The organism is Dehalobacter sp. (genome assembly GCF_030063005.1).
Classification (GTDB): Bacteria; Bacillota; Desulfitobacteriia; order Desulfitobacteriales; family Syntrophobotulaceae; genus Dehalobacter; species Dehalobacter restrictus.
Genome location: NZ_JAPDHR010000012.1, coordinates 1 through 13,847, shown reverse-complemented (window position 1 = coordinate 13,847; position 13,847 = coordinate 1). Strand labels below are relative to the sequence as shown.

Annotated in this window: 14 protein-coding genes; 2 read left to right on the top strand and 12 right to left on the bottom strand. The window is 47.8% G+C overall.

Features of this window, described 5'->3' with window-relative positions; genetic code table 11:
• Positions 1-37: 37 nt before the first annotated feature.
• The 12 genes from OKX56_RS03035 to OKX56_RS02980 form a co-directional block, all read right to left on the bottom strand.
• Positions 38-1,183: a hypothetical protein gene (locus OKX56_RS03035; RefSeq protein ID WP_025205987.1), complete on the bottom strand. Its 1,146-nt coding sequence runs from the start codon at positions 1,181-1,183 to the stop codon at positions 38-40.
• Complete coding sequence (locus OKX56_RS03030; RefSeq protein WP_025205988.1) at positions 1,162-1,845, bottom strand: hypothetical protein; 684 nt, start codon at positions 1,843-1,845, stop codon at positions 1,162-1,164. The genes OKX56_RS03035 and OKX56_RS03030 overlap by 22 nt, the downstream gene beginning before the upstream one ends.
• Entirely contained in the window at positions 1,842-2,402 is a 561-nt protein-coding gene (locus OKX56_RS03025; protein WP_025205989.1) for a hypothetical protein, read from the bottom strand. The genes OKX56_RS03030 and OKX56_RS03025 overlap by 4 nt, the downstream gene beginning before the upstream one ends.
• Positions 2,403-2,566: 164 nt before the next feature.
• Positions 2,567-3,505: a hypothetical protein gene (locus OKX56_RS03020; protein ID WP_025205990.1), complete on the bottom strand. Its 939-nt coding sequence runs from the start codon at positions 3,503-3,505 to the stop codon at positions 2,567-2,569.
• A 40-nt stretch (positions 3,506-3,545) separates the two neighbouring features.
• Positions 3,546-5,732, bottom strand: a complete 2,187-nt coding sequence (locus OKX56_RS03015) for a radical SAM/SPASM domain-containing protein (protein ID WP_025205991.1) — start codon at positions 5,730-5,732, stop codon at positions 3,546-3,548.
• On the bottom strand, positions 5,732-7,036 hold the full coding sequence (locus OKX56_RS03010; RefSeq protein WP_144284050.1) for a hypothetical protein: 1,305 nt from the start codon (positions 7,034-7,036) through the stop codon (positions 5,732-5,734). The genes OKX56_RS03015 and OKX56_RS03010 overlap by 1 nt, the downstream gene beginning before the upstream one ends.
• 16 nt (positions 7,037-7,052) lie before the next feature.
• Positions 7,053-7,487 (bottom strand): hypothetical protein, encoded by a 435-nt coding sequence (locus OKX56_RS03005; protein WP_025205993.1) that lies wholly within the window; start codon positions 7,485-7,487, stop codon positions 7,053-7,055.
• A 37-nt stretch (positions 7,488-7,524) separates the two neighbouring features.
• Complete coding sequence (locus OKX56_RS03000) at positions 7,525-7,755, bottom strand: hypothetical protein (RefSeq protein ID WP_025205994.1); 231 nt, start codon at positions 7,753-7,755, stop codon at positions 7,525-7,527.
• A gap of 82 nt (positions 7,756-7,837) precedes the next feature.
• Positions 7,838-8,191: a hypothetical protein gene (locus OKX56_RS02995; RefSeq protein ID WP_025205995.1), complete on the bottom strand. Its 354-nt coding sequence runs from the start codon at positions 8,189-8,191 to the stop codon at positions 7,838-7,840.
• A 159-nt stretch (positions 8,192-8,350) separates the two neighbouring features.
• Entirely contained in the window at positions 8,351-10,111 is a 1,761-nt protein-coding gene (locus OKX56_RS02990) for a protein kinase domain-containing protein (RefSeq protein ID WP_025205996.1), read from the bottom strand.
• Positions 10,104-10,562, bottom strand: a complete 459-nt coding sequence (locus OKX56_RS02985; protein WP_025205997.1) for a hypothetical protein — start codon at positions 10,560-10,562, stop codon at positions 10,104-10,106. The genes OKX56_RS02990 and OKX56_RS02985 overlap by 8 nt, the downstream gene beginning before the upstream one ends.
• Positions 10,563-10,973: 411 nt before the next feature.
• A complete protein-coding gene (locus tag OKX56_RS02980; protein ID WP_025205998.1) occupies positions 10,974-11,717 on the bottom strand; it encodes a formylglycine-generating enzyme family protein in 744 nt (247 codons plus the stop codon).
• A gap of 273 nt (positions 11,718-11,990) precedes the next feature.
• On the opposite strand from OKX56_RS02980, the gene OKX56_RS02975 reads away from it, so the two are divergent.
• Together OKX56_RS02975 and istA are read left to right on the top strand one after the other, a co-directional pair.
• Positions 11,991-12,158, top strand: coding sequence for a hypothetical protein (locus OKX56_RS02975; protein ID WP_287895616.1), 168 nt, complete (start codon positions 11,991-11,993; stop codon positions 12,156-12,158).
• Between the two features lie 54 nt (positions 12,159-12,212).
• Complete coding sequence (gene istA, locus OKX56_RS02970; RefSeq protein ID WP_025205999.1) at positions 12,213-13,760, top strand: IS21 family transposase; 1,548 nt, start codon at positions 12,213-12,215, stop codon at positions 13,758-13,760.
• Positions 13,761-13,847: the final 87 nt, after the last annotated feature.

Genomic DNA, 13,847 nt, shown 5'->3' with positions numbered 1-13,847 from the left:
AATTGCGGTGTTCCTATTTCAAATAATATTGACATATTTATGTATGAGGTTGTATCAAAGTAAGGTAACGATCACCATGATCGTCTTCATCGCCGTGGTCGACATGCATTAAATACGTCCTGTGCTGTTGTGCCTGGGCCTGCTCTCTATATTCGTCAGGGAGATAAGGGCTTTTATACAGTTCATGGAGTAACGACATGGCCAGGATGTTTTCTTCGGTCACCTTCTCCCGGCAGGTATCCTGTGCTACAACGAAAGATTCCAGCAGTTCGATAAACTCTACGTTAATTAAGGGGGCAAGCTGATCCACGCCGAGAGGATCTCCGTAATACACCGCACTTCCGCTGTGATTACTGATGATTTTACTGATCTCATAATATGGCGCATTGAACTTCCGGGGGCGCAGTTCGTCCAATTCCGATAGCGCCTCTCCACGAACCGCAGCGTTGGTTGACAACGCCTGCCTGATGCATTCCCGGATGCGGACGGAACAATCCTGTCGCGTACTTTTCTTTTTCTCAAAAAAATCGTCGTTTTCCTCCAGGTCAATCTCAGCTTGAGAGTGGGCGTCATAATCGTGCCTTTCGGCGAGTTCCTTTTGGTAGCACATGATCTCCCGCGAAGCATAATCAAAAGAACGATCATCCGCACTTATCTGGCGCAGCACGTCAATATTGCCAACTCTTCGCAAAAGGTCGGCCTTGAGAAGCAAAACCTTGCGGCGTTTTCTTTTGGTATAGCATTTGGGCAGCAGCTGATCCACTAAAGCTAAGCACCTGACGCGCAGCCTGGCGGCATTTTCTATGTCTTCCTCATCATCGCATACCCAGGCCGCGCACAAATAATTGCGGATACTGCCGGCGAGGTCTTTTCTTCGCTCTAAATACAGCGCGTATTTTTCAAAGGTAAGTGCGAGCTCCGGCAAAGTATCCGACCCTTTAGTCTCCGCATAGAGCTGCCTGAGTACCGTTTCCTTCAGGCGGGGCTTTTTCCGGATGTCAGCCGCCACATAGCCGCAATGGGGACATTCCTGGACCCAGACTTTCATCGTAGAGCGCAGCATCTCCGCGGGACGAAAATCCAGATCCGGCTCTCCGAACACGCTGTAGGAGCCAAGCTCTGTCTGCACACTCGCTTTCCCGCAGACGGCACAGACTACTTTTATTTCCATAAATGTGGACATGGCGGCACCTCCATTTTGGACAATAGCTTGGGATGTTCCTCAATACTGTGGGCTGCTTCGTCTGCCAGCAGCGCAAGCTCTTTTTCAAAAATCAGCTGCCAGCGGTCGCGCTCATCCAAGGCATCATCTTTCTCATTCATCTCTAGTACTGCTGCAAACCTGCCCATACGCCGTAACAGGTCGGCTTTCAACAACACATACCGGCATCTTTGGCTTTTTAGCACAGAGCTGGCCAGATCATGCGCAAAATCGAGGGCAAAACGTCGCATGGTACGCGCGCGGGTGGCCTTCTTCATATCGTCATAGACCCAGGCGGCATAGAGAAAATGATCGCAGGCATCGGGCGAATTCCCTTCATGCGAAAGGTAGCAGGCATATTTGGCAAAACGTGCCGCCAAGGGAGCATCGGTCAGCTCGTCAAACGGTTGATAACACTGTTTAAGTTTAGCCGCAGTCTTATTTGCCGGCAAAGTGATGTTCCTTTCGATATATCCGCAGTTTGGGCATTCTTGAAGCCAATACTGCATCGTATAGCGCAAGGACGGCGCCGGTCTGCCGTCCAAATCCGTCCCGCCATCGGTACTAGACGAGCCGAGTCCGGTTTGCCGGCTTTTTTCGCCGCAGACAGCGCAAGTAACTTCATACTCTGCTAGGGTACTCATTGTTGGCGCTCCTTTTCGTTTAAAGCAATAAATTCCAGCGCGGCTTGGTCGGTCAGCTTGTTCACTGTGTCTTGATGAACGTCGGAAATTTCCACCGCATAGGCGTGGCGAAAGCCGTCGCACTGCTTGGCTTGCTCTAAATATCGTTCTTCGCCCGTTCGATAGAAAAGGTGAAGCCAGATATACTGCGCCTCCCAAAGCTCCGGACAGTCCTTAAAATTGGGGGTGTAGGGGTGGATGGCGATATCCAGGAGCAGTCTTGCCAACAGCTCATAGCTTTCGGCGGAGTCCTTATTCTGTACGGCCTGTCTGGCCATACCCAGTGCCACGTCATACTTTTCAGCAGCATCAGCAAACAGGTCTCGGGCAGCATTACTTCTCGCCATCTCATTACATTCGCAGAACTCGAAGTGTTCACAGCCGTGACAATCCACGGAACCATATTCAAAGCCGCAGGATAATGATCCTTCCCTTGGTGCTTCTTCCAGCTCCCGTGCCCTTTTTTCACTGCCTTCGGCCTCCGCAATCAATTCTTTCAACGAACTATCAGGCATCATGGGGGTGCCTCCGTTTCTTGGTGTGGAAAAGATTTGTCAGATTCTTCGTTAAGAAATATATAGTCATGGCGTTTTCCGCAGCGCTTACAGACACAACTATCCCATTGATGACCAAACAAACATTTTAACGACATACCAACACCTCTTTCTCCCGGACGTGTGTTTTATTCATCAGCAGCTTCAAACCCAAGCGGCACATAGTATTCCGCTGCGACGTTTTTATCGGTGTGCGAATCATCCTCGTACGCAACCTGATAGGAAGACCACTCGAAATAACAAGCTCCGTATGACGTTTCATCGATGTGCCGGGCTTCTGTTTTGGCATTATGTTTTTTGATGTAGGCGCGCCACGCGCCGCTGCAGTACATCGCCTGAATATAGTGTGCTGCCTGGAGATTTTGCTTTTCTTTGACCAGATAGAACAGCATTTCAATAATATGGTTGTATTCGCCCTCCCACTGCTGCTTTTGGTTTTGATAATCATCTTCCGCCTGATTGACGATTGCTCTGAAGGTGTCGTCCCTATAAAAATCCCACAACAAGCCGGAGATTTTCGATAGTTCTCCCCAATACCGCAGATCCATTAGCGCGTCAATTGTCTCTCGGCTGCAATACGTTTTCCATCTGTCAGGCTCGATTGTTTTAAGCATTTGCAGGACGGCCGGCATATTCTTTTCATTGGAGTTCCTGGCCTTTTTAGTAAGCACCGCCCGTAAACCAGCAGGATCCACAGTATCACGCAGCTTACTGAACGCTGTTGCTGAAAAATGGATGTTCGCGTTTAAGGCAATATTGAAGAGTAACTCTGGTTTTGTGATGCGGGGCAGCAGACTGCTGTCCCCATTGACAAGGGCTAACTTTGCCAGCAGGCTTTCGTCGGTTATCTTGGTGATAGCTTTATGACGTTCTTCATGTAAACGCGTATGCAGCGCCACCTCCATTAACTTGCTTTCGTCGGAAAGCCTTTCGATGGCCGCCAAGCGGGCACTGCCATACGCTTCCAGTGCCGCCTGCTGCAAAAGTTCCTGATCATCCATTTTACCGATGGCGGCAATCGCTTTTTTCTCGTTTTTGCTTCTCCATGCAGGTCCGAAGAAATTCATACTCCCACCCACCTCTCATCACCTTACATTGCAACCTCTTTTACAGTCTTTCTGCCAGCTGCAGAAGCATCGCTTTTCTTGCCGAGCAGTCAAATTCGCCGCTGTCGGGGTTTTTCTTATCCTTGACCCACGCTTTGCACATCCCACCGCAGAGGTAACGCACCCGGCATCCTTGGCACTTTTCATTGGTATCCACATGGTGGCGGGAGAGATCTTTAAACGCTTCATTTTGTAAAATGCTCTCCAGTCCGTCCCGGATGTTCCCCAGCCGCTTATCCGTACCGCACCAGGCATAGCATGGATAGGCGCCGCCATCCGGCTCAATATAAAGATTTTGCCCCAGCCCGCAGGTATACCGGGCGGCGAAGGCACTGGTAATATCGCTCTCTTCCCCACAGAGAAAATCCTCTTCGCTTGGCGTATTTAGCGTATTTGATGTACTCGGTGATCTTAGTGTGCTCTCCGATCGGCCCAAGGGCAAAACCGGACGCAGGCGGACTTTTTCTATCCCCAGCTGCCTGGCCAGCGCATAAACGGCCGCTCCTTCCGGGCCGTCCCGCTGACTCTTCGCCAGGGTGGCGCAGAGCCCGACTTTTTTGATGCAGCCCAGTTCTTTAAGGAGCTGCAGATTCGAAACGGCTTTTTCGTAGGAACCTTGGCCGCGCCTGGCGTCGTGAGAAGTCTTATCGCCGTCAATGCTGACAATGATCTCCGAAAACACCTCGCCCAGAACCGCCAGGCGATCCTTCCCGATATCAAGGCCAAGAGAAGTGCGCAGGCTGAGGCGCATTCCTTTAAGATTAATATCGCGGAGCCAGGCCAGCACGTTATCGATATCACTGTGAATCAGCGGTTCGCCGCCGGTAATGACGACAGCGTGGAAGCCGTTTTGCCGGGCAGCCTGTACGGCAGACCAAATATCCTGAGCCCTCATCTCCGGCATTTCCCGTTCGCCGCCGCGGGCGTAACAATGGTCACAGCGCAGCGGGCAAGCGAAGGTAATATGTAAATACAGCTTATTCAGGCGGTCTTGCCGGATATAATCGGGCGCCCACTTTTGACCCCATTTCAGTGCCCATTTGCGTTTATAGCGGTTTACCTCCTGGTCGAACGGATGCGGAAGATCGCCTGCCATAGCAAGCATTGGCGCCTCCTTTTCTGAAAGCCGCTTGGTCATGACACCGCCCATCTCCAGAGCCATCCCCTGTGAGATAGTATCATAGACCGCTTGATAGGCCCCGCAGTATGGATCTTTTTCGCTGCCCTTCGCCAGCATATTGTAAAGGCAGCCGCCATGGCAATACGCCGTATGCGGACAAGTGCCGCAGGTGGTCTCGGCATTTTGTTGCTTTTCAGCCAAACGCCGGAAAGCGGCGCTGTTTACGATATTGGTCTCTGACGGGAGCTCACGGACATTCCCAAGCGAATATTCCTCTTTCCCGCAAAACCGTTGGCAGGAATAGATCCCGCCGTCCGGGGCGATAGCGGCAAACTTGCCGAGGCAGTTAAAGAACGTGCACACGCTGCCTTTCCTGTCAAAGCAGCCCTTAACCATGGAATCGATTGTTCCGACCCTGTTGCCGGATGTCCTTTCCCTGTATACAGCTAAGGTATCAAGCAATACCTTGTCCATATCATCCACAGAAGCGCTCAGTTCGCTTGGGAGAGCGTTCATCGGCTGCACTGCGCCATGTATCGCGTAGGGGATATGTTCATACGCAAAAAATTCAAAAACTTCCTTGGCTCTGTCAGCAAAGGCGGGCGTGAAAGTGCAGATGCAGTGGGTATTGATGCCGTTTTCACGCAAACGCCGAATCCCCGCCATCGTTTTTTGAAAATATTCCCTGCCGCGCTGGACATCGCACATCTCTTCGAATCCGTCCAGGCTTGTGCCGATACGGATATCGTATTTCCGGATCAGAGCGATCATCTCGTCGGTGAGCGCCCAAAGATTGCTCTGCAGGGAGAGCCGCAGTCTTAAACCAAACCGCTCGCGCAGCATCGGCAAAATGTACTCGTAATAGCCTTTTTCTGCCAACAGCGGTTCACCGCCGTGAAACGTAAGATTTATGCTGCCATCTTTGGGAGCAATGTTATCTATAAAGTCTATGGCCTCTCTGACGCACAGCATCGTTTCGCCCCGGTTTGGCCCGAAGCAATAACGGCAGGATGCCTGACATTCCATCGTTGGCAGGAGCATGAAGTTTCGCGGTCTGAATTCAAACATCACAATCCCCTTCTTTCAAATCGGCGATCGAAAAGCCATACTTCCGGCAAATCCACATGCAGCCCGGGGTCATTTTTATCGCTTTTCATTCGCGGCCGAAACGGCTCTGTTTCATACTTCTTTAAGACATCATGAAATAATCCCGCCTGATAGATTTCCCGCAGAATAGCCATATCTCCCTTTGCTGGAAACAAATGGTCTTTATTTCTGGCGATTAGGGTTTCCACGAGTTCCATTGTCAAATACTCCTGCCAGTTTTCGCAGATTGTGCGAAGCCGGTCAAACGCCGTTTGGGGAAGAATATCTTTTTCCATCAGTGTAACAAGCGTTGCTGCATCACGCAGTTTTTGAATCGCCAGATAGTCGCCTCTGCCGCCGTTTAAAGCGACCTTTGCCAGACAAGCCTGATCGTACAGTCCCTCCATGGCGCTAAGTTCTATCAGAAAATCATTCGTTCGCATGACGATATCCGCTAGCAGCTCCTGCTCAGTAATCTCTTTAAGGGCGGCTTTCCTGATCCTCTCGTGTTGCGCGTTTAAGACCACATCGCAGATTCGTTTTTGATCTGTCATTCCTCCCAAGGCCAATAAACAGTCGTATTCAGTCGTCTCGCTCACCGCTATCTCTGCCAGGCGTGCATCATCCTGCAGCCGGAGCAGGGCGTATAATTGTTCATCGGAGTTGCCGTTTTGGGCATAGTGCCGGAATACGCTCTTATCCTTAATCCTATCGCGCAGGTGTTTGTACTGAAGAAGTCCGCTGTTCTCCATCACCGCATCACGCAGCTTTTCATCGTCCGTCAATTTTGCAGCGGCACTTTCCCTGTCTCCTGCCGCTTTGCCCGCTGCAATCCGATACAAAAGCTCCTGATCGGTCAGCCGTTTCATCGCCTCGATACGTACCGAGTGGAAATCGCTGCCGGTCAATTCAAAGAGCCTGTCTTGATCGGCGGTTTTCATCTCTTCCCAAATCTCGTCTTCTTCAATATAGCGTACGGTAAATTTGTTGGGCGGAAAGTCCTGATGATCCTGGACGTCGCCGAAGCTTACGTCTTCATGCTCCCAAAGCCCGCATCCTTCATAAGTACTGACCTTCTCCCGGAAACGCCTGGACCTGTATATCCGCAGCAGCGTGTCGCGTGCTTCTTTGCTGTAAAGGCCGGAAAACGCCAGCCTGGCCAGCTCATCAATACGCTCATCCGTAGGAAAATTGAAAGCCTGCTCAAAATATTCCGTGTCATATTTCTTCGCTTCTTCCGCAAAATGCGCCCGTCTGAGAAAGTCTGCGCTTCTGTCTGTCATCATGTTCCCCTCCCCATTACTATCTGTTATAAGGAGCTAGCCTAAAGTCGGTAGAATCACCATCCAAAATTTCTTTTTTCTCATTTTTATATATATGCTGGCAATATTTGCACTTTTGCTGATAATACTGTGTCGTCATCGGGACATAATAGTCGTTGCCGATATTATTGGAAAGAATCAATCTTTCTCCGGTCTCCGACCATGTTTTACTTTCAATTACCTGGCTTTGTCCGCAGAGCGGACATGAATCACCGTCAATAAGCTCTTTCCCACCGTTTAGTTTTATCACAGCTGCTTCACGCGCCTGTCGGCATTCACCTTTCATTGCCGCTTGAACAAGCGTTGCCTGGTCGGTCAGCTTTTCAACGGCTTTCAATGCTTTGTATTCATTCTTGCTCAGCCAGTCCTTATTTTCGTTTTTTCTCATCCATATCTGTTTAAATATTCCCATCATGTTTCCCCTTCCTCCTTCGTTTCAGGATATTCCATACTTATTTATCTGTCAGTATTTCATAGGATCTTGGCAGTCTCTCTTTGCTGTCGGAATCAATCCGCAGTAATGAAGCAGCGGGAATCACCACCTCTTCTTCCGCCTGTCTTTCCAGCACCAGCAGCTTCTGCCGCAGCTCCTCTGCTTCGGCTCCCCGGCTGTCGGCATAGTTTGCTAATGCTCCCAAAGCGATAACTATGATTACTGTCATCCCCAGCACAAGTCTTTTCATGCCTTCATCCTCTTTCAGGCCTTTATTTTTTCTTCGAGTAGTTATGGCTCTATTTATTGTCGCTTGACGTCATCTGTTTCGTTTAGTTTTCGCCAATCTCTTTGTCTGGGTTACACTTGCGGCAGCGCATATGGTACTGCTGCGTTTCTATCATGCCACCAACGCCGCAAAATTCACAGTCCAGCAGCTCATTCCCCCCGCAATGCGGACAAACCTCCTCTACCCACACGTAATAGCTCTCCCAGTCATGATTCTCAAAGCCGCATATGGTGCACCTGCACTCGGTTTCATCCCAGGCGTGGACGCATTCTTTTTGCCTGCGAAGCCGCTTTCTTTCCTTGGAAAAATCACCGATCTTCTCGACAAAAAGTGTTATTTGTGAAATTACCACAATCAGTACTAAAAATCCTGCTGTTCCGATCAAAACGTATTTCAAGATCTATCACCTCACATACGCCTCGTAATATTACGCTATGCTCTCCTATTTGCTCTCGTTCTTGACACATTGTCATTGACAAGTAAATCATAACAAACAAAAAAAATAAAAAGGTGTGCAACCTGCACACCTTTGATAAGTTTTTACGCTTAATCTGCTTTATTCATAGATGATCTCGAATAGTGCTTTTGGCGCAATGGCTTCCGCTGCCTTTTTCATGGAAGTATCCACTACTACCTGCTGTAAACCAGGAAGCGACAAGAGCGGCGAAAGGTCACGGACCCTCGTTCCGGAGACGTTCAAATAGACCAGACTCTCATGAGCTTCAATACCGGTGAGGTCAGTCAGCTTCGTCTCATTGAGATATAGTTCCTCTAATCCTTCCACTCCGGCCAGAAAAGTCAGCGAATCAAAGTCCGTTTTCATAATTTTGAGTGTCCTTATCGTTTTTCCCTTCAGATACTTATACGAATCCGTATCATTGGAAATATCCAGAAAGTCAAATTTTGTACGTCCGGCCAGTACCGCAGGATCGTAATGGTCTGCATCATTGAGGTCAAGCAGTTCCAAGCCTTTCAGGTTGATGACCGGGGAAATGTCGGCCACCATTGTTCCGTTTAAGCCAATTGATTTTAGCTTTTCAAGCCCCGCTAACGATGAGATATCCGAAACCGGATTATGTCTCAGTTCAATTCTTTCCAGTGACGCGAGCCCTGCAACCGGCGAAATATCACTGATATTTTGTGCCGAAAGGCAAAGTTCCCGCAGATTGGGAAGAAAGGCTAAATCAGAGAGCGATTCAATTGTCCCGTTGTTCTGATTCCAACCCTGCTGCAACCGCTCAAATTCCGTGACATCTGCGGTACTCTTATCCGCAAATATGTATAACTCGGTGACAGATTCAAGGTCGGCGGACGTCAGCGTGTCTCCAGCGCTTTTTCCAAGTTCAGTGCGGACAGCCTGTTCAATGAGAGGTTCGGCAAATTGTACAGAACCAGCAGTGGGTATTACTTTCGCGGGAGCATAGGCTTCATTTGATGCAAGAAATGACGGCTTGGTAATCCATCCCTGCCAGAAACCGATTCCGATAGTCAATACGAGCAGCCCCGCAATAAGACCTGCCGTTCTTCGCCATTTGCTTACGTTTTTATGTAAGAGCGCGCGTTTGAGCGTTTGGGCGTCACGGTAACGATACTCCGGAGAAAAGGCCGTACATTTCTTGATAACCGCCCCCAGCCAACGGTTCTTAATGCTTACCTCGCCGGGCTTTGTTTCTCCGGTCAACATCCAGCACAAAACCACGCCCAAAGAAAAAATATCGGCACGGCAATCCGTTTGGGCAAAGCCGTACTGCTCCGGCGGAGCAAACTCCATTGTGCCAAAAAACACGGTGTCCCTGCTTGCAGTTTCATCATAAACACGGGAAATGCCGAAATCGATGAGCTTGATTTTACCATGATCATCAACAACGATATTCTGCGGTTTGATATCCCTGTGGATAATGGGCGGTGTTTGACCGTGCAGGTAGGAAAGAATATCGCAAAGCTGTGTCCCTATGGAGATAATCTGTGGTTCGGAAAGCGTGTTGCTTTTTAAATACTCGTTCAAAGGAACGCCTTCGGCATAGTCGCGTACGACACAAAGCATCGCCTCGTTTTGATACTCTCCCACAAATGCCGGAAGTCCATCATGACGGAGCGCCCTTAACAAATCGCTTTCATTTTTCCGGGAAAGAAGTGATTGATCCGTATAGCATTTTGCCACAAGGTAGACATCTGATTGACGATCTCTGACCAGCAATGTTTCACCCATTTGGTTATGCGCCAAGCACTCCATTTGTTCATACTTTTGCAGGAAGTCTTCGGGGAAGCGGCTGTCGTCAAAGCTTAGCAAAAAACCGTCAACAGCCGACTTATTCATCTTTTTTCTTTCTCCCTAGCAGTGTAATTCCGTGAACATGCAATGTTTCCTGGGTTTCCATATAAGTCATGTGATGTTCCAGACAATATATAATGGCGGCATCCCGGTCAATTTTGGGATACAGCGCATTACTCCGGGCAATGCGAAGCAATTTCTGGGTGTTTTCTGTGTCCATTTCAAAACCGATCGCCAGTTGAATTGCCTTTTCCCTCGACGGTTTTCTTGTGCCGTTAAAAAGCTGATGCCCGAAGGTGCGTTCAATACCGGCTTTGTTTATGATACGTTCTTTGACCTCGCCTCTTTCCGCACACAAAGCAGTTATATATTCATGAAAAGTAGGAACATCGACCGATTTTAAATCTTCTTTAATAAATTTCTCCAGATTTGTGGCTTTAAACAGTCTGCGAAGCAGGGTAATTGTTCCGACCTCTTTTTGTTCTTCATCAGCCATCAGTTGTTCCTCCTTTTCCGGAGCGCAACTCCCTCAATGCGCCCATCTCTGCAAAACTTTTGTACCCCGTGTTCACATATATTCCGTTATCTGCGACATTACGCACAGAAATATAACCTGTTAAAAAGACCTCAATCTGTTACGTCAAATACACTATCACAATTCCTATTATATACGGTTGTCAGTAAACTTTTTGCTGTTTTTTGAAAATTTGGGGATCTGGTTCATAAAGACATGAAATCTTGGATCATAGCTTTTTCATAATCACCTAAAAGATTCATTATTATTTTCGTTTTTTCGACATAAGTACACAATTTTCCACATGCCTTGAGTAGACAAAAAAGATGTCGGCTAAGCCTGGTTAGGCCTTGGCGGAAGGGCTTATTTCAGGAAAAAGGCGGTACAGTGCTATCAGATAGTTTTAGCCAAACGGAATCCCAAGTCATCAATGCAAAATGACGGATGACCACGGCGACGGCATGTAGCGCCGCATCCTCTAGCCGATTCGGCCCAACTCCCTCCACGAAAAATACGGTATGGACCATATGTTTTTTCATCATACAAATCCCAGCACCATTCCCATGAGTTTCCTAACATATCGTATAATCCCCATTTATTTGGCTCTTTTTTACCTACCTTGTGAATCCTGCTTTCCGAATTTTCACTGTACCAGGCAATATCCTGAATTTCCCCATACCTGTATCCAGTTGATCCCGCTTTACATGCATACTGCCACTCTGCATCTGTTGGCAATCTGTATCCAACGGCATTCCAATCACAAAATACATTACTGCCATTGTGGTCAAAAGTATAACACTCTGTCAATCCACGTTCCTTTGAAAGCAGGTTGCAAAATGAAATAGCATCGTACCAAGATACATTCACCATTGGAATAGAATTCAACTCTACGTTGACCAGTGCTTTTTGGGTTATTACTCCATATAGACTTTTTGTCACAGGATATTTGGCAAGAAAAAAAGGTTTTATATCGACTTTTCTTTCTGTTTCTGTCAAATTGCCTTTTAGCCCAGGTATGCTCATTTTGGAATCTGTACTAATCCATTTCTGTTCATCCCAATAATCCCTTAAATGCTCCATACCACCAGGAATAGGTACCATCAGGCAATCTAAATAATTCTTTATATTGCTATCCATCAATTAACTCCTATATTATGAATGTCATAAGCATACTTATGTTATTCTATCAAAATCTTACATCAATTCCAAACAGCAAACCATCAATATCTTCCGGTTTCGCAGTATCTTTCCTTCGTCTGTCCATTCTGGAGTCGGAACATCATCTTTTTTATACTCTCAAGGGTTATCAGAATCAACCTTAAGACAAATACGCCACAATCCTCTATTCATCAGCCTTTCAGTCGTTCAATCCTTGCAACCGATTCTGTATGCCTCGAGGATACAAAAAAGATGCCGTATTCCTCTGGTACCCCCTTGGCGGGTGCATATTTCGGACACATCCGGACACCGATTCCGGCAGTATCCGGACAGCGTAACGGGCACATCCGGACAGTAAAACGGAATTATCCGGACAGCATTTCGGCAGCATCCGGACACCTTGTCGAGTTAGTAAGCTAACTGGTACCCTTTCTTTAGAAGAAAGAAAGGGGCAACACGATGAGGAGGCTGGAAGTGCTGAAAGTCAAAGAAATCTTGAGATTAAAACATGAAGTCGGTCTATCCTTGAGAGAAATCGGAAAATCCTGCGATTGCGGTAAATCCACCGTATCGGAAGTGCTTGAAAGAGCGGAAGATGCCGGAGTCACATGGCCCGTAACACTAACGGACAAACAATTGCTGTCACTACTTTATCCGCCGATAACCAGTAAACATACAATGCCCGAACCGGATATGGAATATGTTTTCTATGAGATGAAGCGAAGAAGTGTCACCCTGATGCTTCTCTGGGAAGAATATAAACATAAGCATCCTGACGGTATCATGTACACGCAGTTTTGCGACCGGTACCGTAAATTCAAGAAGGCCAATCAGCTCACCATGCATATCGAACATAAAGCAGGCGAAGAAATGCAGGTCGACTGGGCCGGCCAAACCATGTCTTATGTGGATCCGGAAACCGGGGAAATCAAAACGGTTTACCTTTTTGTAGCGGTACTTCCGGCTAGTGCTTACCCCTTTGTCTATGCCTATGACGACATGAAGCTGCCGAATTGGATTGATGCTCATATCAGAGCGTATGAATACTATGGCGGTGTTCCGAAAGTGACGATCCCGGATAATACAAAGACTGCCGTCACCACACCTGACCGGTTCGATCCGGTGCTCAACAAGAGTTACAACGAAATGGGACGATTTTACCGCACAACAATCATCCCAGCCCGGGCAGCCAAGCCAAAAGACAAAGCAGCGGATGAGAATATGGTCGGCAATGTCTCCAGAAAGATCATCGCGGCTTTAAGAAACACACAGTTTTTCAGCCTGTATGAGCTCAACCAGGCGATCAAAGAAGAACTGGCCAAGTTCATCGTGCGACCTTTTCAAAAGATGGAAGGTAACCGGGTAAGTGCCTTTGAAAAGATCGACAAACCTTGTTTACAGTCACTGCCTGCCGGGAAATATGAATTTGCCGAGTGGAAAGAGACCAAAATCCAGTTCAATTACCATGTGGATTATGAGGGATTCTTCTACAGCGTCCCCTACACCTATGTTGGACAGAAATGTTCCATCCGGGCCACCTCCAAAACGATTGAAATTTATGTGAGCGGCGAAAGGATCGCCGTATTCCCAAGAAACCATAACCCTTACAAGCGGTATACGACACTGCCGGATCATATGCCGGAGGGACATAAAGCCGTCTCGGGCTGGAGTTCAGAGCGTTTTCTGTCCTGGGCCAAAACAATCGGTCCGAACACGCTGGAACTCATTAAACACGTCCTTGAAAGCCGGGAATATCCGGTACAAACCTACCGGGCTTGTATGGGTATCATGAGACTGAGTAAAAGCTATCCATCTGAGTCTATGGAAAGAGCCAGTGAAGAAGCACTTGCTAAAAGGACGTATACTTTCAAGTACTTCAACATCATCCTGAAACAGGTAACCGCAAAAGTTCTAAAGGCTGACGATTGCAAGATCGTTGCACATGCTAACGTCCGAGGAAGCCGTTCCTACGCGGGAGGTGGCATCCACAGGCTGTGTAAAAACGTAGAGAATAATGGATAAATATGGTATAATTAAGTAAGGAAACCGAATCATAAGGGGAATAATTATGCCATATAAAAACGGAATAAACCGCGAACAAATTACACT